The organism is Rhizobium sp. 22-785-1, assembly GCF_053521965.1.
In genome coordinates this window covers 464,949-482,866 of the sequence record NZ_JBNWDI010000002.1, presented here as the reverse complement: position 1 = coordinate 482,866, position 17,918 = coordinate 464,949, and the positions used below count along the sequence as shown (strand labels likewise).

Here is a 17,918-nt window from a genome sequence, read left to right as displayed (position 1 = left end):
GTGACCAAGCCCATGCCTCTCGTTTCAATCCGCTTTACTTTTTGACTCGACGCATCGTGCTTTCCGAAAAGCGATCCCAATTTTCGGGCCGATGCTGTAAAGCGCGCCCGTCGCAATCAAGCCCGGCACACCTGAGCTGCATAAAACGCGGGTTGCGTCCTAGCTTCAAACGAGATTATCGTCGTCGTCCTATGACTTGAGGTTATGCATGAAGCGCAGTCGCCTTCCTTTAACAGCGCTCAGAAGTTTTGAAGCAGCGGGGCGGCTCATGAGCTTTACGCGTGCTGCAGAAGAGTTGTGCATCTCGCAGGCCGCGATCAGCCGTCAGGTGCGGGAGTTGGAAGTGCTGCTTGATCGACCGCTCTTCGATCGGGGTCATCGATCCGTCAGGCTGACGCAGGAAGGGGCAAAGTTGCTCCACGTCGTGACGGCTTCCTTCGACGCGATGTCCGATGGCCTTGCAGATGTAGAGCGCGGCAAAGGCCCCGTTACGGTGAACATCAATGCTGAGCCGTCCTTCGCTGCGTGCTTCCTCACCCCGCATCTGTCAGACTTCCAACGCAGTCATCCCGATATCGACGTACGGGTGGAGTCGGAGTCCGCCCTTGCAGAGTTTCGCCACAACGAAGACGTCGTTGCCATACGCCACAGCCTGACGAGAACGAACTGGCCCCGATCGGAGAGCCGGCATTTGATGGATGTGCAGATGACTCCATGCCTCTCGCCGCGACTGCTGGAGGGAAGGGTGGTACCGCAACGGCCTGTCGATCTTCTGGACTTTCCGCTTCTATATGAGGACAGCCGGGACATGTGGCGAAGCTGGTTCGAGCGGGCAGGCGTTTCCTCGGACGTGTATCCGCGTGGACCAATCTACACCGACGAAGGCATGACGCTTCAGGCGGCCTTGCGCGGGCAGGGCGTCGCACTTCTGGAGGAACGGTTTGCAAGGGAGTATCTGGCCTCCGGGCTTCTCATTCGCCCCTTCCAGCAGACGCTCCCCTTTGGCGCCTTCTTTATCGTGGTGCGCGGTTTCGAAACCCTGGCGCCAGCCGCCCATGATTTTCTTGAGTGGCTTTCGGAAAGCGTGCGTTCGCAAGACGGGCATTAAGACGGACAGACTGTCCTCACCGACGCGTGGACATGATTTACAGCCTCGGCCCGAAAACCGGAATCGATTTTCGGAAAGCACGATGCGCAGATTCAAGAAGGTAAAGCGTCCTTTGCGCGTCCAATAGGACGCACGGCGCTTTAGCGCAGATCCCCATCGCCCCTTTCCTTTAGCCGCCAATTGGTTTATAGGCAGCGCCAGCTAGGCATTGCCTTTGCTATTGAATGGCCAGCGCTGGACGACATCCCGGCCCTTGGCGACCGATTTTTCCTTAAAATAGAAAGGATTTTACGATGTCGATTACTGCAGAGCGCAAAGCCGCCCTCATCAAGGAATATGCAACGAAGGAAGGCGACACCGGTTCGCCTGAAGTTCAGGTCGCAATCCTGACCGAGCGGATCAACAACCTGACCGAACACTTCAAGGGCCACAAGAAGGACAACCACTCTCGTCGTGGTCTTCTGACGCTGGTTTCCAGCCGCCGTTCGCTTCTCGACTATCTGAAGAAGAAGGACGAAGGCCGTTACTCGAAGCTGATCGGTACCTTGGGCATTCGCCGCTAACATCTTGACCGGCGGGTTTCCTTTGAAGGTGCCCGCCGGTTTTTCATCCGGTAACCCCGGATAACAAGACGGACCGGATGGGCCGGAACCGTCTGAACCAACCGAAGACCTGTCATGGGGCAGGATTGCAGGACGCTTGTGCCACCATAGTCGGCACTCACACCAAAGCTTCCCGCTGTCTTGCCCGTGATGTGTCGAAGCCGCTGCTTCAATGGTGGAGCCGCGGCGACAAGAAGGACAAGATATGTTCAATCAACACTCCGTGGAAATCGAATGGGCAGGCCGCCCGCTGAAGCTGGAAACGGGCAAGGTTGCTCGTCAGGCTGACGGCGCCGTCATCGCAACCTACGGCGAAACCATGGTTCTCGCGACCGTCGTTTCTGCAAAGGCCCCGAAGCCGGGTCAGGACTTCTTCCCGCTGACGGTCAACTACCAGGAAAAGACCTACGCAGCCGGCAAGATCCCCGGTGGCTACTTCAAGCGTGAAGGCCGTCCGAGCGAAAACGAAACCCTCGTTTCCCGCCTGATCGACCGCCCGATCCGCCCGCTCTTCCCTGAAGGCTACAAGAACGACACCCAGGTCGTTGTTACCGTTATCCAGCACGATCTGGAAAACAACCCGGACATCCTGTCCATGATCGCGACCTCTGCTGCGCTGACGCTTTCCGGCGTTCCCTTCATGGGCCCGGTCGGCGGCGCGCGCGTCGGTTACATCAACGGCGAATATGTTCTGAACCCGCATCTCGACGAGATGGACGAATCGGTTCTCGACCTCGTCGTTGCCGGTACGCAGGACGCCGTCCTGATGGTCGAATCCGAAGCCAAGGAACTGAACGAAGACGTCATGCTCGGCGCCGTCATGTTCGGTCACCGTGGCTTCCAGCCAGTCATCGACGCGATCATCAAGCTCGCTGAAGTGGCTGCCAAGGAACCGCGCGAATTCGAGCCGGAAGATTTCTCGGCTCTCGAAACCGAAATGCTCGGCCTTGCCGAAGCTGAACTGCGCGACGCCTACAAGATCACCGAAAAGGCTGCCCGTTACGCTGCTGTCGACGCCGTCAAGACGAAGGTCAAGGCGCACTTCCTGCCGGAAGACGGCGAAGCCAAGTATTCGGCTGAAGAAGTCGGCGCTGTATTCAAGCACCTGCAGGCCAAGATTGTTCGTTGGAACATTCTCGACACCAAGAGCCGTATCGACGGTCGCGATCTCTCCACGGTTCGCCCGATCGTGTCGGAAGTTGGCCTTCTGCCGCGCACCCATGGTTCGGCACTCTTCACCCGTGGTGAAACGCAGGCAATCGTCGTTGCCACGCTCGGCACCGGCGAAGATGAGCAGTATGTCGACAGCCTGACCGGCATGTACAAGGAACGCTTCCTGCTGCACTACAACTTCCCGCCCTACTCGGTCGGTGAAACAGGTCGCATGGGCTCCCCGGGTCGCCGCGAAATCGGTCACGGCAAGCTCGCATGGCGCGCAATCCGTCCGATGCTTCCGTCTGCTGAGCAGTTCCCCTACACGCTGCGCGTCGTATCGGAAATCACCGAGTCCAACGGTTCGTCCTCCATGGCAACCGTTTGCGGCACGTCGCTTGCTCTGATGGATGCCGGTGTTCCGCTGGCTAAGCCTGTTGCCGGTATTGCCATGGGTCTGATTCTGGAAGGCGAACGTTTTGCCGTTCTGTCGGACATCCTTGGTGATGAAGATCACCTCGGCGACATGGACTTCAAGGTTGCCGGTACTGCAGACGGCATCACCTCGCTTCAGATGGACATCAAGATCGCCGGTATCACCGAAGAGATCATGAAGGTCGCGCTTGATCAGGCACAGGGTGGACGCAAGCACATCCTCAACGAGATGGCCAATGCCATCACCGAAAGCCGTGGTCAGCTCGGCGAATTTGCTCCACGCATCGAAGTCATGAACATTCCGGTCGACAAGATCCGTGAAGTCATCGGTTCGGGCGGTAAGGTCATTCGCGAAATCGTCGAAAAGACCGGCGCGAAGATCAACATCGAAGATGACGGCACCGTCAAGATCGCTTCGTCTTCCGGCAAGGAAATCGAAGCAGCCCGCAAGTGGATCCACTCCATCGTGGCTGAGCCTGAAGTTGGACAGATCTACGAAGGTACGGTCGTCAAGACCGCCGACTTCGGCGCATTCGTCAACTTCTTCGGCGCACGTGACGGTCTCGTTCACATCTCGCAGCTGGCTTCCGAGCGCGTTGCCAAGACCTCCGACGTCGTCAAGGAAGGCGACAAGGTCTGGGTCAAGCTGATGGGCTTTGACGAGCGCGGCAAGGTTCGCCTGTCGATGAAGATCGTTGACCAGGCAACCGGCAAGGAAATCGTTGCCGAGAAGAAGGCTGAAGGCGACGCTGCTGCCGAGTAAGGCGCAGGCGCTTATTCCTATCGGGGCGCGGGATCTCTCCCGCGCCTTTTTTCTATTTTCCGAGCAGCGTTGCTTCGTTTAAAACGTGAAGCTGCTCCATTGTTGTTGAACGCATTGTCCCGACGCAAAGCCGCTTGGCGCTTTTCCGGCACATGTTCTTGAGGATGCTCCCGATGAGCCGTGACGCAGTCAAAACCCTGTTCCATCCCTTCGCTGCCGATATGCTGCCAGCGCCGAAAGCCGGTGAACGCGTGCTGTTCCTGGGTGCAGAAGCGGGAGCACCGCGCCTGGAGGGTTTCGAGGCTGAGATCGTCGCGGTTCAAAACCTGCGGCCGCTCTATCGCGCGCTGCAGGCGCATGGCTCCGAGGTCACACCGGAGATCTCCGGCGAGGATTACGACACCGCCATGATCCTGTGCGGTAAGCACCGCGGCGAAAACGAAAACCGCATGGCGGAAGCCTTGAAGCGTGTGAAGGCGGGCGGTCTGATCCTGGCTGCTGGCGCCAAGGAAGACGGGATCGTCACCCTGCGCAAGACACTCGCCAAGCTTGGTATCGATGCGGAATCCACGCCGAAATATCACGGCGTCGCAATCTGGTTTGCAAGGCCTGATGATGTCTCTGCCGCCGTCGCGAAGCTGGAGCAGAAGCCGGTCACTATCGACAACCGCTTCACCGCCATGCCTGGCATGTTTTCCCATGACCGTGTGGATGACGGTTCCGAACTGCTCGTCTCGCGCATGCCGACGGACTTCGATGGCAATGCGGCAGACTTCGGTGCCGGATGGGGCTATCTCTCCGTCATGCTGGCTGAGAAGTCGCCGCGCACGGCGCGCATCGATCTTTTCGAGGCCGACTACAACGCGCTGGAATTTGCCAAGACCAATCTTCTGGAAAACTGCCCGCGGCTGACCGCACGCTTCTTCTGGCAGGATCTGGCCGCCGAGCCGCCAAAGGAAAAATACGACCTGATCATTATGAACCCACCCTTCCATGCGGGTGGCCAGGCCGCCGAACCGGCCCTCGGTCAGGCGATGATAAAGGCAGCTGCGATAGCATTGCGCAGCGGCGGCAAACTGCTGATGGTTGCCAATCGCGGCCTGCCCTACGAGCCGGTGCTCGCCAGCGAGTTCCGCAAGAGCGAGGAAGTCTGCCGCAACGCGCGCTTCAAGATCCTCAGCGCCCAGAAATAATCATTCAAGAGAAAGAGGCTGCGGTTCAGCTGCAGCCTCAGCTTAGCAGCCACGCCCAGAGCGATACCGTCAGGACGCCGAACAGCGTCGATATGCTGATGGTCGAGGCGGCGATGCTGTGTCCGATCCCGAAGCGGTTTGCGAGCAGCCAGGAATTGATGCCGGTCGGGACGCAGGATGTCAGCACCAATGCCGACGTCCAGGCGGGGTTGAGGCCCAGCAGGTGCGCCGTCGCCCAGACGCAGGCCGGGAGAAGCAAGAGTTTGAAGGCGGTAATCGTCGCCGAGATGTGCAGATTGCCGCGCACCGGATATTTGGTCAGCGCCATGCCAAGAGAAATAAGCGCCGCAGGTCCAGCCATGGCGGCGATCTGATCGATGACCGTCGTAAACACGACCGGCATTGATGCTCCGATCATATTGAAGCAAAGTCCAAGAAGAAGAGCGATGACCAGAGGGTTGGTCGCGAGGTTTCGCCCCACCTGCTTCAAGACCGCGAACGCACTTCGCCTTTCACCGCCCACCACCTTGTGTGTCGCGTTTTCCATCAGGATCGTTCCGGCAATCATCATGATGGGAAGATGGATGACCAGAAGGATTGAAATTGCAACAATGCCGTCATTGCCGACGGAACGCCCGACGAGCGGCAGGCCAATGAAAATATTGTTGGCGAAAGCCGAGGATATGCCGGCAATGACGCTAACGCGCAGGTCCTGCTTGAAGATGTATGTCGTCACAAGCTGACCCGCAGCCCAGGTGATGGCTACGCCGGCGAAGTAGGTGATCCAGAGCTTGAAAGGCGAAGCGCCATGAAAATCGGCTTCGGCCAGCGTACGGAAGATCAGCGTTGGCACGGCAATCTTGAAGACGAAGTCGCTCAGTACATCGCTCGCCTCGGCCTTGAACAGCCTTGCCTTTACCGTCAGCCAACCGATCAGAATAAGCAGAAAGATCGGCGCGACATTCAGGGCAACAGCATACATGGAGACGGGCTTTCACGAGCACTCTGCGGAATGTCTCAACCCTGTACAGGAAAGGGGGGGCGTCCGAAACCGTTTTCTGGCCGGGGTTGGAAACCACAGCGGGCCCATGAAAACGGAAAAAGCGGGGATCGTCCCCGCTTCAGCCTGTCATCCCCGGCAGTACATCCGTGTCGGGAACGAGGAATGCTCTACCAGCACTTTATGACATGCAAATGACGCGGGAAGATCGGTCGAGGATGAGCTTGCAAGGCGCAGTCGCCTTTTCTCTTTTCTTGTCGGCAGAAATCTTTAAGACCGAGTTCCGGATAACGCACCGGGTCGGTGCGGCTCGGACAAGAGGCTCATGACAAAATTCGACGTACTGACCGTTGGCAACGCCATCGTGGATATCATTTCCCGCTGCGATGACAGCTTTCTCATCGACAACGCCATCACCAAGGGCGCGATGAACCTGATCGATGCCGAGCGCGCGGAACTGCTCTACTCGCTCATGGGTCCGGCACTGGAAGCCTCCGGCGGAAGTGCAGGCAATACGGCGGCAGGCATTGCCAATTTCGGAGCACCCGCAGCCTATTTCGGCAAGGTCGCCGAAGATCAGCTCGGCGAAATTTTCCAGCACGATATCCGCGCCCAGGGCGTCTATTTCGAGACCAAGCCACGCGGCACCTTTCCGCCTACCGCTCGCTCGATGATCTTCGTCACCGAAGACGGTGAGCGTTCAATGAACACCTATCTTGGCGCCTGCGTCGAGCTTGGACCGGAAGACGTGGAACCTGAGATCGTTGCACAATCGAAGGTCACCTATTTCGAAGGCTATCTCTGGGACCCGCCGCGGGCCAAGGACGCGATCCGTGATTGCGCCCGCATCGCCCATGAAAACGGTCGCGAAGTCTCCATGACGCTGTCCGATAGTTTCTGCGTCGGCCGCTACCGCGACGAGTTCCTCGATCTGATGCGCTCGGGGACAGTCGATATCGTCTTTGCCAACAAGCAGGAAGCGCTGTCGCTCTATGAAACCGAAGACTTCGATCTGGCGCTGACCAAGATCGCACAGGACTGCAAGATCGCAGCAGTGACGATGAGCGAAGAGGGCGCTGTGATTGTGCGCGGTACCGAGCGGGTGAAGGTCGATGCCTATCCGGTTTTCGATGTCGTCGACACGACGGGCGCCGGCGATCTGTTCGCCTCCGGGTTCCTTTTTGGCTACACGCAGGAGCGTTCACTGGAAGATAGCGGCAAGCTCGGCTGCCTTGCAGCCGCTGCCGTCATACAGCAGATCGGACCGCGTCCCATGTCGTCGCTGAAGGCGCTGGCCGAGAAGCACGGGCTTCTTTGATTATTCGATGACAATGATCTCCGTGCGCCGGTTCCAAGGTGCGCGGGGATGGCCGCTTATTTGAACGCTTCGCCCGGATAGGCGCCCCAGATTTCGCCCTGCGAAACCCAGCCGCCCACGTGATCGGCTTCTGCCTTGCACCAATCGCCATTGCATTCGCCGATGCGGATTTGGACGCCAGGCTCCAGCTTTGCCACTACAGAAGCGCTCGACTGCGGTTCACGGCGCATATTGACATAAACGTCCTTGCCCTTGCCGCGCATCCATGGAGCGGCGACAGCGGTTCTTTCGCCAGAGAGCAGCGCCTGATTCACCCAGCCCTCGGTGCCGTCCGCATCGCGGATGCGGCGCCAGTTTTCATATTCCTGAATGATTTCCACCGGCATGCCGGACTTCATATACATCCAGGATACGGCATAGTCCGTGCTTGGTCCGATGCGCATGTTAACGCGCTTTGATTTCAGGCTGACAAAACGCGGTAGTGGCAGGCCGCTGGCACCCTTTGCAGCGCCCTGAGCAAGTGCTGGTGAGACGGTGGCGTGAAGAAAACCCAATGACAATGCAATGCAGAGGATGGAGACAAAGCTACGCATGTCGTTTGACCGTTTCCATGAAAGAAGAGAATGACGTTTGAGGGGCACCCCAGTCCTGTCGCCGAAGGAACAACATGCGAGATTTGTTTGTCTTCGCCGGTGGGTCTGGTAGAAACGCCCTTGCTGAACAAATTATCGCTCTTTCTGGTTAACGACCTCTGAACAAGGTGCCTGCAGACTATGACGAACAAGAAGAGACCGACCGTCTATTTGACCCGAAAACTGCCGGATCTGGTCGAGACCCGCATGCGGGAACTGTTCGAGGCTGAATTGAATATTGGAGATGCGCCTCGCACAGAGGCGGAGCTTCTGGCGGCCATGCAGCGTGTTGATGTTCTGGTTCCGACGGTGACCGATCGCATCACCGCGTCCATGATAGAGCAGGCTGGTCCTCAACTGAAATTGATCGCGAGTTTTTCAAACGGTATCGATCATATCGACGTGGACGCGGCGGCACGCAAGGGCATAACCGTTACCAATACGCCGAACGTGTTGACGGAAGACAGCGCGGACATGACGATGGCGCTTGTGCTTGCCGTTCCGCGCCGCCTTGTCGAAGGCACACGGGTGCTTGCCAACGGATCGGATGACTGGCGCGGCTGGTCGCCGACCTGGATGCTGGGTCGCCGACTGTCGGGCAAGCGTATCGGCATCGTCGGCATGGGCCGCATCGGTACTGCCGTTGCCCGCCGCGCTAAGGCCTTCGGGCTATCGATCCATTATCACAATCGCAAGCGTGTCAGCCCGGCGACCGAAGCGGAGCTTGAAGCGACCTATTGGGATAGTCTCGACCAGATGCTGGCGCGCGTCGACATCGTCTCCGTCAACTGCCCGTCGACGCCTGCCACCTATCATCTGATCTCGGCTCGGCGCCTCGCGCTGATGCAGCCGACGAGCTATATCGTCAACACGGCGCGCGGCGATATCATCGATGAAGCGGCGATGATCGAGTGCCTGCGTCAGGGAAAGATTGCCGGTGCGGGTCTCGACGTGTTTGAGAACGAGCCCGCCGTCAACCCAAAGCTCATCAAACTCGCCAAGGAGGGCAGGGTGGTGCTCTTGCCGCATATGAGTTCGGCCACGATCGAAGGCCGCATCGACATGGGCGACAAGGTCATCATCAACATCCGCGCATTTTATGATGGTCACAGGCCGCCGAACCGGGTGCTGCCGGGCAGGGCCTGAAGCGTGGCGCGATCTTTGATATCCGCTCCCTACGCTTAAGGTCTTGGTTTTGTCGCATGTCGTAATTGCAAAATCGCCCAGTGCTTTTGCCCGGCAGGGTGCGATCAAGCCAGACGCTTCGTCATTTCGATTGACGTCACACGATCATATCCGTCGTGCGAATTCTCGGCTGTCTTGCTGAAACCCCATGACGTGAACTGCCGGTGATTGTTGACGAGTTCGATGCGGGTTTCCAAACGAAGACTTGGCAGCGACAGCTGACGCGCCAAATCCTGAGCTGCGCTTAGCAAGGCGCGACCGATGCCGCGACCTTGGGCGGCGGGAGACACGGCAAGCTTGCCGATATAGAGCGAGTTTGTTTCCGGTTTGCAGAAAATGCATCCGAGCATTTGGTCCCCGTCGAAAGCGACGAATGCACTTTCTTGGCCGATCTTTTGACGCAGATTATCAGGTGTCAGCCGATGCGCCGACGAAGGCGGATCGATCACGCCGTCCATACTGGCGAATGACGACATGATCAGCGCCAGCAATTCCTCTACGCGGTTGAAGTTTTCGTCGATTCGAACAATCTCTGTCATGCTGCCTGGCGCCTCTTGTAGCGAATGGTGTCGTAGCGGGCTGCGAGCGCGTCATAGAGAAGCAGCCGGCCAACCAGTGGCTCTCCCGCTCCGGTAATGATCTTGATAGCTTCCATGGCCATCGTCGTACCGATGACGCCGGTCAGAGCGCCGATAATGCCGGTTTCCGCGCATGATGGAACAAGGCCCTCCGGCGGTGGCGCAGGAAAAAGATCGCGGTAGCGTGGCAGCAACGTGCCGTCTGGACCTTCTGCATAGGGCTTCAGCACCGTCACAGAGCCATCGAACCGACCGACAGCGCCGGTCACCAGCGGCACCTTTGCCGCTTCGGCTGCATCGGCCGCCGCATAGCGGGTATCGAAATTGTCGGATCCGTCAATGACGAGATCGAAGGACGCCAGGTGATCATGGGCCCAGAGACGGGAAAATCGTTCTTCGAAATGCAGCGTGCGCACATGCGGATTGAGCCGGGAAATGCTGCGGCGTGCGCTTTCGGTTTTTAGCTCGCCGATCGTGCCGGTGTCATGAATGACCTGTCTCTGAAGATTCGACAAAGAGACAACATCATCGTCGATAATGCCGAGTGTCCCTATGCCTGCTGCGGCAAGATAGTAGAGCACCGGCGCGCCGAGGCCGCCTGCGCCGATCACCAGCACCTTGGCTGTCTTCAGTCGCTGCTGCCCCATGCCGCCGATCTCTGGCAGAAGAATATGTCGCTTGTAGCGTTCAATTTCCTCGGGGCTAAGAGCATCCATGATCCTGTCTCCGGAACGTCAATAGGAGAAGCCCTATCATGACACGCTGCCATGCGACACGGTGAAAAACTGTGCGCGATCCCGCAATGCCGAAAACATTGCTGCATCCGTCCCTGTCATGAAACTCTGGCCGCCAAGCGCGTGGATGAGGTCGAAAAGCGCGGCACGACGGCCTTCATCCAGATGCGCGGCAATCTCGTCCAGAAGCAGCACCGGAGCGTGACCGGTCATATTGGCAGTCAGTTGTGCATGCGCGAGAACAAGACCGACGAGGAGGGCCTTCTGTTCGCCAGTGGAGCAGCGTGCTGCGTCCATGTCCTTTTCAGCGTGCCGCACAAAAAGATCGGCGCGATGCGGTCCGTCCAGCGTGCGCCCGGCTGCGGCGTCCCGATACCGGTTCTCACGCAAGGTGGCGAAATACTCATCCTCCAGATCCACCGCCGGTCGATGGAACTCATCATCGAGGAAGCCGGACAAAGTCAGCATTGCTTTTGGAAAGCCGGTGTCGCCGGAGCGGCTTTCGATCAAAGCACGCAAGAGCCCCAGCATTTCGGACCTTGCCACGGCCATGGCGATACCGAGTTCCGCCATCTGTTTTTCGATTCCATCCAGCCAAACAGGATCGAAGCGGCCGTCGGACAGAAGGCGGTTGCGTTGGCGCATGGCCTTTTCGAAATCGCTGGCGCGCCGGCCATGCGACGGATCCAGCGATAGAACAAGGCGATCGAGGAAACGGCGACGATCCGAAGAAGAGCCGGTGAAAAGCCCGTCCATCGATGGGGTCAGCCAAAGGACCCGCAAGTGATCGGTCAATTCATCGACGGATCTGACCGAGGTTCCGTTGAGGCGCAGACGTCGAGATGGCGTTTCGTCATCTCCCTCGATGCCTGTACCGATCGCGACATCCCCATCCATACCGGAAACATCGGCAAAGACCGAGAAGCCAGTCCCCTCCGCGCCGACACGGGTGACATCGGAAAGAACGGCGCGGCGCAAACCCCGACCTGGAGAGAGAAACGAGACGGCTTCCAGCAGGTTCGTCTTGCCGGAGCCGTTATCGCCAGTCAGCACGACATGGCGTTCATCCAGCCGCAAGGATACCTCCGCGTAGTTGCGGAAATCCGTGAGCTTCAGTCGTGACAGGAAAACCTTGGCCGTCATGCCGTATCCAGAATCGTCATGCCTACGACCTACAGTATCGCGAACGGTTTCGGAACGGCTTTCACTGAAAGAGCGTCCGGTTGCAGAGCAACTTACGACAGAAATGTCGCTTACGTTTACGTGCGCGTCGGTCCGATTGCCAGGCACGAAAATTGTCGCTATCGATGCCTGTCTAATTTAGCGGATATTTTTCATGCTCAGGTTCGTTTCTCTGCTTATCACCCTCTGCCTGCTTGGGTCATGTGCCGCACGGCCTGGCGCCGAAGTATTGCAAGCCGTCAATACGAGGGTGGCATCGGGCAAGAGCATCACGGCCTATGTCGTTAGTACGCGTGAGCGCGAGCCGGGCAAAACATTGGCCTTTGGTGACGGGCGTGCCGAGACGCCGAATTATGTGCGCTTTGAAATTTCCATTCCGCCGGTTCACCAGAAGGGCAAGATCGAGTGGCCTTCCAGAAAGTCCGATCCTCAGAAGAACTTCGTCGTGACAGATCGCGACATGCTGCCGAAAGATGCGTTCAAGCGCGATCTTGCCGATATCCTCACCTCCGGTAAAGATGTCGGCCTCTTCGTCCACGGCTATAATTACAGCTACCAGGAAGCACTTTTCCGGGCGACGCAGATGGCGGCGGATGCGGATATCAACGGCACACCTGTCGTCTTCTCGTGGCCATCCATGGCGAATGTCACAGGATATGTTGCGGACAAGGAAGCGGCCACCTATTCCCGCGATGCCCTGGCAGACCTCTTGATCGATCTCGCGCAGAAATCGCCACGCAAGAATGTCATCGTCTTCGGCCATAGCATGGGGGCGTGGCTGGTCATGGAGGCCTTGCGCGAGCTTCGCCTTAAAGGCCGTAACGACGTTATCGCCAAGCTTCAGGTGGTGCTTGCGGCACCGGATATCGACACAGATGTGTTTCGCAAGCAGATCGAGGTCGTCGGTCGTCTTAATCCGCCGCTCGCCGTGCTCGTGTCCAAGGACGACCGGGCCTTGATGGCCGCGTCCATCCTGGCTGGCGAAAGAGACCGGGTTGGCGCACTGGACGTGAATGATCCGAAGATCAGAACGGCAGCGAAACGCGAGGGTGTCCAATTCATAGATATCTCGGAACTCGATTCCTCTGACGGTTTAAACCACGATAGGTATGCCGCGCTCGCCGCTCTGTTGCCGAAGCTCGACGAAAAGCGGCGTGGCGGCGGCAACGATCTTGGCCGTGCAGGAGCCTTCGTTCTAGATGCCGTCGGAGCGACGGTTTCAAGTCCGTTCCAGCTGGCAAGCAAGGTCGTCAATCCAAATTAGGACATTGCCGTCCGACCTGTTCCTTTATGATTGGGTTCTGACCTTTCAAGCGCCGTGCGTTATGTTGGACTCGCGACAGGACCGGTTGTCTGTCAGATGCTCTAGACGACCTTACACGCGACCGCTCAGCGTGTTTTGGCCATGTGCAAACGTAAAATTGCCGACCCCGAGGGGTCGGCAATCCTGATGATCGAATGAGGGGATTCCTTGGAGGATCTCGGAAGATTATCCCAGACCATCGTTTGGCGTTTTACGCCGCAATCTCCTGGCGAGGCGGTTCCTTGGCGCCCGTCATGAAGGCCACCGCATCCGACATTGAATGTTCCTTCGGATTGATGACGCACAGGCGCCTACCAAGACGATGGATATGGATACGGTCGGCCACCTCGAACACATGCGGCATGTTGTGCGAGATGAGCACGATCGGCAGGCCTCTGCTACGCACCTCTAGAATGAGTTCCAGAACGCGTCGGCTTTCCTTGACGCCAAGTGCCGCCGTCGGTTCGTCCAGAATGACGACCTTGGAGCCGAAGGCTGCGGCTCTGGCCACTGCCACACCCTGACGCTGACCGCCGGAGAGCGTTTCGACCGCCTGATTGATGTTCTGAATGGTCATCAAACCAAGTTCGGACAGCTTCTCTCGGGCAAACTTGTCCATTGCCGCATTGTCGAGCTTGCGCAACACCGAGCCGAGAATGCCCGGCTTGCGGATTTCTCGTCCCAGGAACATGTTATCGGTAATCGACAGGGCCGGGGAAAGCGCGAGGTTCTGATAGACCGTCTCGATACCGGCATCGCGGGCCTCGAGCGGCGTCTTGAACTGAACCGGTTTGCCTTCCAGGCGGATCTCGCCTTCATCCGGGCGGATCGCTCCCGAGAGCGCCTTGATGAGCGAGGACTTGCCTGCCCCGTTGTCACCGATCACCGCCAGGATTTCTCCCGGATAGAGATCGAAGTCGGCATTGTCCAGCGCGGTCACGCGGCCATAACGCTTGACGAGACCATGACCAGAAAGAATGGGTTGTCTGTTCGTATCCTGGGCCATCAGACGGCTGCCTTTCTGATCCATTGATCCACTGCGACGGCGGCGATGATCAACCAGCCGGTCAACATAACCTTCCACTGCGGGTCTGCGCCGAGCATGTTGAGGCCCATGGAGACCACACCAACGAGCATAGCGCCAAACAGAGTTCCGAGAATGGAGCCACGCCCGCCGAAGAGCGAAATACCACCGATAACCGTCGCGGTAATGGCCTGAAGGTTGTAGTCGGTGACAGCAGCAGACGGCGAGATAGAGCCGTTACGACCGATGGCGACCCAGGCTGCAAAGGCTGCAATCACGCCAGCGATGGTGTAAACACTGAGAAGAACGCGACGGGTCTGAATGCCGGACAATTTTGCTGCTTCTGGATCGTCACCGACAGCGTAGACATGACGTCCCCAGGCCGTATGGTTCAATATGTACCAAAGCAGAGCGACAAGAGCCACCATGGCAATGACGCCGAGTGTGAAAATGGCAGAACCGATCCGGAAGTTGGTAGCGAAGATTTGCAGCAGCGGAGCGGCCTGCTGCACATCAGCATCGCGGATTGTCTCGTTCGCGGAGTAGATGAAATTCGTCGCCATGACGATATTCCACGAACCAAGAGTGACGATGAAGGGCGGCAGCTTGACCACGGCCACAAGAAAGCCATTGAGAAGGCCGCAAAGCCCGCCGACCACGAAGCCTGCGAGCACCGCGATTCCTGTTGGCAGCCCGTATGTTACCGCCACATTGCCCATAACGACCGAGGAGATGACCATCACCACGCCGATTGAAAGATCGATGCCGGCGGTGAGAATGACCAGCGTCTGTGCCGAGCCGAGAATGCCGACGACCGCAATCTGCTGCAGAATAAGGGTCAAAGTGTAAGATGAAAAGAATCGTCCGCCAATCGTCAGACCGAAAATGGCAATCGACAGGATCAGGACGATGAGTGGCACGGCGGCCGGTGTCGAGTGTAGAAAGTGCTGGGCGCGTTTGAGCGCGGAAACGCGTTGCTGATCGAAAGAGGCGACGTTCTTGTCGCTTCCGTCCAGCACGCGCTCGAATTCTTGAATTCCGCTCATGTTTCCTCCTCCCGCTCGCCAAACATCTATGCGCGGCGCCGAAATGTCAGACGGGTATTACGAAAGCGAATGGTTTTCGGTGAAGTTGGCCGGGAGCAATCCCGGCCGTCTTCTTCAGATGGTGATTGAGGGCATCAGCCCCAGCACTTCGCCAGGCCTTCCTTGACGCTGATCGAAGGCACACCTTTAACCGCCTTGTCGGTAACCAGCGAAACGCCGGTGTCGAAGAAGGACTTGCCTTCGGTTGGCTTCGGCTTTTCACCGGAGTCGGCAAACTTCTTGATGGCCTCGACGCCGAGAGCCGCCATCATCAGCGGATACTGCTGCGAGGTCGCTCCGATGACGCCCTCTTCGACCGACTTCACGCCTGGGCAACCGCCGTCAACCGAAACAATCAGAACGTTCTTCTCCATGCCCACGGCCTTAAGAGCCTGGTAGGCGCCGACAGCAGCCGGCTCGTTGATGGTGTGAATGACGTTGATGCCTGGGTCTTTCTGGAGAAGGTTTTCCATGGCCTTGCGACCGCCTTCTTCATTGCCGTTCGTCACGTCGTGGCCAACGATGCGTGGATCGTTTTCGTCGCCGATCTTGTTCGGGTCCTTGGGGTCGATACCGAAGCCGATCATGAAGCCCTGGTCGCGAAGAACGTCGACGCTTGGCTGGTCAGGCGTAAGATCGAGGAAGCCCACCTTGGCATCCTTGACTTTGTCGCCCATCGTGCCCTTGGCCCATTCGCCGATCAGTTTGCCAGCCAGCAGGTTGTCGGTCGCGAATGTTGCATCGGCAGAGTTGATTGGGTCGAGAGGCGTGTCAAGAGCGATCACCAGGATGCCCGCATCGCGTGCCTTCTTGACCGTCGGAACGATGCCCTTGGTGTCAGACGCGGTGATCAGAATGCCCTTGGCGCCGTCCGCAATGCAGGACTCGATAGCTGCAACCTGGCTTTCGGAGTCGCCGTCCACTTTGCCAGCGTAAGCCTTGAGCGTCACGCCCAGTTCCTTAGCCTTGGCGGTCGCGCCTTCCTTCATCTTGACGAAGAATGGGTTGGTGTCGGTCTTGGTGATAAGGCAGGCCGAAGTATCTGCAGCCGATGCGACCGAAGCAAAAGAAACGCCGAGCGCGAGCGCGCCCAAAAAGGCGGAAACGGTTGTCTTCATATGATCCTCCCAGTGAAAACAAACAGCCATTTGGATGACTGGTCTGCGGCCCTTCTCCTCCTAGATCAGGCGCCACTGACTGCAATCGAACCACCAAATTAACAGCCTGTCAATAAATAAATCCAATTGAATTATTAATTCGTTCTGTCATTCTTCCGAACGTCATGGAGGAGTGAACGGGAGGAGACCGGACGCTCTGTCGTAGAAGCTTTTAAAAATGGAGCGACCGCGCTAAAGCTTGCGCACGGTTGGGAGGAGGAGAGATGTCGCGATCACTGGAGATCCCGCAGACGCCATCTGCGGGCATTACCGATCTGGCCGGTGGCGCCAATCAGGTCCGGGTTCGCGCCTATAATGAAAGGTTGGTGCTATCTTTGGTGCGCCGACACAATGCCCTTTCGAAAGCCGAGATTGCAAGACGTAGCGGCCTCTCTGCCCAGACAGTCTCCGTCATCATGCGCTCGCTGGAAAAGGACGGTCTGCTCATCAGAGGCGAAGTTCTTCGAGGGCGCGTAGGACAGCCCTCGACGCCGATGCGGCTCAACCCGGACTCGGTCTATTCCTTCGGTGTCAAGATCGGCCGTCGCAGCGTCGATCTGGTACTGATGGATTTCGTAGGGCAAATCCGGATGCAGCTGCGTAACACCTATCCCTATCCGATGCCGGAATGGATTTTACCCTTCGTCACCGAAGGAATCGCCGAAATGGAGGCGAGACTGGGCCAGAAGCAGCGCGACAAAATTGCTGGCGTGGGCATAGCTGCGCCATTCGAGCTGTGGAGTTGGGCCAAGGAGGTCGGCGCGCCGGAAGGCGAAATGGACGTCTGGCGTGATATCGATCTGCGCCAGGAGGTCGCCGATGCCATCGAATATCCTGTCTTCCTTCAAAACGATGCCACCAGCGCCTGCGGTGCCGAAATGGTCTTTGGTAACGGCCAGGCCTATCCGGACTTTCTCTATGTCTTCATCGGTTCTTTCATTGGCGGCGGCGTCGTCTTGAATTCTGCCTTGTTCTCGGGGCGAACTGGATCGGCTGGATCGATCGGACCCCTGCCGGTTCAGGGGCAGGATGGGAAGACGGTGCAATTGCTCAAGATTGCCTCCATTTTCGTTCTCGAAGACCTGCTGCGAGCAAGAGGCATCGATCCCAAGCCGCTTTGGTTCTCCACCGATGAGTGGATCGATTTCGGCGAACCGCTCGAAATATGGGTTCGCAACACTGGCGCTGCGCTGGCGCAGGCGGTGATAGCCGCCGCCTCTATCATCGATTTTTCCACGGTCATCATCGATGGCGGCTTTCCGGGTTGGGTGCGCTCGCGCATCGTGCAGGCGACGCGTTCGGCCTTGACCTCTCACGACCTTCAGGGCGTAGCAGTACCGGATATTATCGAGGGCGCTGTTGGAAGTCAGGCGCGTGCCATCGGCGGGGCCAGCCTCCCACTGTTTTCCCGCTATCTCCTCGACCAGAACGTCTTGTTCAAGGAAACCTCAGCGTGAATCGGTCGCC

16 protein-coding genes are annotated in these 17,918 nt (G+C 58.0%); 8 read left to right on the top strand and 8 right to left on the bottom strand.

Features of this window, described 5'->3' with window-relative positions; all coding sequences use genetic code 11:
• Positions 1 to 208: 208 nt before the first annotated feature.
• From ACQZ5M_RS07035 to ACQZ5M_RS07020, 4 genes are all read left to right on the top strand, one after another.
• Positions 209 to 1,108, top strand: coding sequence for a LysR substrate-binding domain-containing protein (locus ACQZ5M_RS07035; protein WP_296040942.1), 900 nt, complete (start codon positions 209 to 211; stop codon positions 1,106 to 1,108).
• Between the two features lie 293 nt (positions 1,109 to 1,401).
• Positions 1,402 to 1,671, top strand: coding sequence for a 30S ribosomal protein S15 (gene rpsO, locus ACQZ5M_RS07030; RefSeq protein WP_062427177.1), 270 nt, complete (start codon positions 1,402 to 1,404; stop codon positions 1,669 to 1,671).
• Positions 1,672 to 1,915: 244 nt separating this feature from the next.
• A complete protein-coding gene (pnp, locus tag ACQZ5M_RS07025) occupies positions 1,916 to 4,060 on the top strand; it encodes a polyribonucleotide nucleotidyltransferase (protein ID WP_296015911.1) in 2,145 nt (714 codons plus the stop codon).
• A gap of 173 nt (positions 4,061 to 4,233) precedes the next feature.
• Positions 4,234 to 5,253 carry a class I SAM-dependent methyltransferase gene (locus ACQZ5M_RS07020; RefSeq protein WP_449079319.1) on the top strand — a complete coding sequence of 340 codons (1,020 nt, stop codon included), beginning with the start codon at positions 4,234 to 4,236 and terminating at the stop codon, positions 5,251 to 5,253.
• Between the two features lie 37 nt (positions 5,254 to 5,290).
• On the opposite strand, the gene ACQZ5M_RS07015 is transcribed toward ACQZ5M_RS07020, so the two are convergent.
• Entirely contained in the window at positions 5,291 to 6,235 is a 945-nt protein-coding gene (locus tag ACQZ5M_RS07015; protein ID WP_449079318.1) for an AEC family transporter, read from the bottom strand.
• 343 nt (positions 6,236 to 6,578) lie between these two features.
• Between ACQZ5M_RS07015 and ACQZ5M_RS07010 the strand changes: the two genes are divergently transcribed.
• On the top strand, positions 6,579 to 7,571 hold the full coding sequence (locus ACQZ5M_RS07010; protein WP_449079317.1) for an adenosine kinase: 993 nt from the start codon (positions 6,579 to 6,581) through the stop codon (positions 7,569 to 7,571).
• Positions 7,572 to 7,627: 56 nt separating this feature from the next.
• Here ACQZ5M_RS07010 and ACQZ5M_RS07005 read toward each other — a convergent pair whose 3' ends face one another.
• Positions 7,628 to 8,164: an SH3 domain-containing protein gene (locus ACQZ5M_RS07005; RefSeq protein ID WP_296040930.1), complete on the bottom strand. Its 537-nt coding sequence runs from the start codon at positions 8,162 to 8,164 to the stop codon at positions 7,628 to 7,630.
• A 180-nt stretch (positions 8,165 to 8,344) separates the two neighbouring features.
• Here ACQZ5M_RS07005 and ACQZ5M_RS07000 point away from each other — a divergent pair, with 180 nt between their 5' ends.
• Positions 8,345 to 9,349, top strand: coding sequence for a 2-hydroxyacid dehydrogenase (locus tag ACQZ5M_RS07000; RefSeq protein WP_296040928.1), 1,005 nt, complete (start codon positions 8,345 to 8,347; stop codon positions 9,347 to 9,349).
• A 104-nt stretch (positions 9,350 to 9,453) separates the two neighbouring features.
• On the opposite strand, the gene ACQZ5M_RS06995 is transcribed toward ACQZ5M_RS07000, so the two are convergent.
• From ACQZ5M_RS06995 to recF, 3 genes are read right to left on the bottom strand one after another with little or no spacing between them, the layout of a single operon-like run.
• Positions 9,454 to 9,927: a GNAT family N-acetyltransferase gene (locus tag ACQZ5M_RS06995; RefSeq protein WP_449079316.1), complete on the bottom strand. Its 474-nt coding sequence runs from the start codon at positions 9,925 to 9,927 to the stop codon at positions 9,454 to 9,456.
• Positions 9,924 to 10,682: a molybdopterin-synthase adenylyltransferase MoeB gene (locus ACQZ5M_RS06990; protein WP_296078698.1), complete on the bottom strand. Its 759-nt coding sequence runs from the start codon at positions 10,680 to 10,682 to the stop codon at positions 9,924 to 9,926. Before ACQZ5M_RS06990 ends, ACQZ5M_RS06995 begins: the two co-directional genes overlap by 4 nt.
• 36 nt (positions 10,683 to 10,718) lie before the next feature.
• The gene (gene recF / locus ACQZ5M_RS06985; RefSeq protein ID WP_296040920.1) at positions 10,719 to 11,843 is read right to left on the bottom strand and encodes a DNA replication/repair protein RecF; all 1,125 of its coding nucleotides are present in this window, start codon (positions 11,841 to 11,843) and stop codon (positions 10,719 to 10,721) included.
• 193 nt (positions 11,844 to 12,036) lie between these two features.
• Here recF and ACQZ5M_RS06980 point away from each other — a divergent pair, with 193 nt between their 5' ends.
• A complete protein-coding gene (locus tag ACQZ5M_RS06980; RefSeq protein WP_449079315.1) occupies positions 12,037 to 13,146 on the top strand; it encodes an alpha/beta hydrolase in 1,110 nt (369 codons plus the stop codon).
• 250 nt (positions 13,147 to 13,396) lie between these two features.
• On the opposite strand, the gene ACQZ5M_RS06975 is transcribed toward ACQZ5M_RS06980, so the two are convergent.
• From ACQZ5M_RS06975 to ACQZ5M_RS06965, 3 genes are all read right to left on the bottom strand, one after another.
• Positions 13,397 to 14,215 (bottom strand): ATP-binding cassette domain-containing protein, encoded by an 819-nt coding sequence (locus ACQZ5M_RS06975; RefSeq protein WP_449079314.1) that lies wholly within the window; start codon positions 14,213 to 14,215, stop codon positions 13,397 to 13,399.
• The gene (locus ACQZ5M_RS06970; RefSeq protein WP_296015932.1) at positions 14,191 to 15,255 is read right to left on the bottom strand and encodes an ABC transporter permease; all 1,065 of its coding nucleotides are present in this window, start codon (positions 15,253 to 15,255) and stop codon (positions 14,191 to 14,193) included. The genes ACQZ5M_RS06975 and ACQZ5M_RS06970 overlap by 25 nt, the downstream gene beginning before the upstream one ends.
• A 134-nt stretch (positions 15,256 to 15,389) precedes the next feature.
• A complete protein-coding gene (locus ACQZ5M_RS06965; protein ID WP_449079313.1) occupies positions 15,390 to 16,412 on the bottom strand; it encodes a substrate-binding domain-containing protein in 1,023 nt (340 codons plus the stop codon).
• Between the two features lie 263 nt (positions 16,413 to 16,675).
• On the opposite strand from ACQZ5M_RS06965, the gene ACQZ5M_RS06960 reads away from it, so the two are divergent.
• Complete coding sequence (locus tag ACQZ5M_RS06960) at positions 16,676 to 17,908, top strand: ROK family transcriptional regulator (protein ID WP_449079312.1); 1,233 nt, start codon at positions 16,676 to 16,678, stop codon at positions 17,906 to 17,908.
• The last annotated feature ends 10 nt before the right edge of the window (positions 17,909 to 17,918 follow it).

Bases quoted from the DNA above. Each gene is read 5' to 3' on its own strand.
- recF (WP_296040920.1), bottom strand. From the start codon at position 11,843: ATGACGGCCAAGGTTTTCCTGTCACGACTGAAGCTCACGGATTTCCGC.
- pnp (WP_296015911.1), top strand. From the start codon at position 1,916: ATGTTCAATCAACACTCCGTGGAAATCGAATGGGCAGGCCGCCCGCTG.
- ACQZ5M_RS06980 (WP_449079315.1), top strand. From the start codon at position 12,037: ATGCTCAGGTTCGTTTCTCTGCTTATCACCCTCTGCCTGCTTGGGTCA.
- ACQZ5M_RS07005 (WP_296040930.1), bottom strand. From the start codon at position 8,164: ATGCGTAGCTTTGTCTCCATCCTCTGCATTGCATTGTCATTGGGTTTT.
- ACQZ5M_RS06960 (WP_449079312.1), top strand. From the start codon at position 16,676: ATGTCGCGATCACTGGAGATCCCGCAGACGCCATCTGCGGGCATTACC.
- ACQZ5M_RS06970 (WP_296015932.1), bottom strand. From the start codon at position 15,255: ATGAGCGGAATTCAAGAATTCGAGCGCGTGCTGGACGGAAGCGACAAG.
- ACQZ5M_RS07000 (WP_296040928.1), top strand. From the start codon at position 8,345: ATGACGAACAAGAAGAGACCGACCGTCTATTTGACCCGAAAACTGCCG.
- ACQZ5M_RS07010 (WP_449079317.1), top strand. From the start codon at position 6,579: ATGACAAAATTCGACGTACTGACCGTTGGCAACGCCATCGTGGATATC.
- ACQZ5M_RS06965 (WP_449079313.1), bottom strand. From the start codon at position 16,412: ATGAAGACAACCGTTTCCGCCTTTTTGGGCGCGCTCGCGCTCGGCGTT.
- ACQZ5M_RS06995 (WP_449079316.1), bottom strand. From the start codon at position 9,927: ATGACAGAGATTGTTCGAATCGACGAAAACTTCAACCGCGTAGAGGAA.
- ACQZ5M_RS07035 (WP_296040942.1), top strand. From the start codon at position 209: ATGAAGCGCAGTCGCCTTCCTTTAACAGCGCTCAGAAGTTTTGAAGCA.
- ACQZ5M_RS07020 (WP_449079319.1), top strand. From the start codon at position 4,234: ATGAGCCGTGACGCAGTCAAAACCCTGTTCCATCCCTTCGCTGCCGAT.
- rpsO (WP_062427177.1), top strand. From the start codon at position 1,402: ATGTCGATTACTGCAGAGCGCAAAGCCGCCCTCATCAAGGAATATGCA.
- ACQZ5M_RS06975 (WP_449079314.1), bottom strand. From the start codon at position 14,215: ATGGATCAGAAAGGCAGCCGTCTGATGGCCCAGGATACGAACAGACAA.
- ACQZ5M_RS07015 (WP_449079318.1), bottom strand. From the start codon at position 6,235: ATGTATGCTGTTGCCCTGAATGTCGCGCCGATCTTTCTGCTTATTCTG.
- ACQZ5M_RS06990 (WP_296078698.1), bottom strand. From the start codon at position 10,682: ATGGATGCTCTTAGCCCCGAGGAAATTGAACGCTACAAGCGACATATT.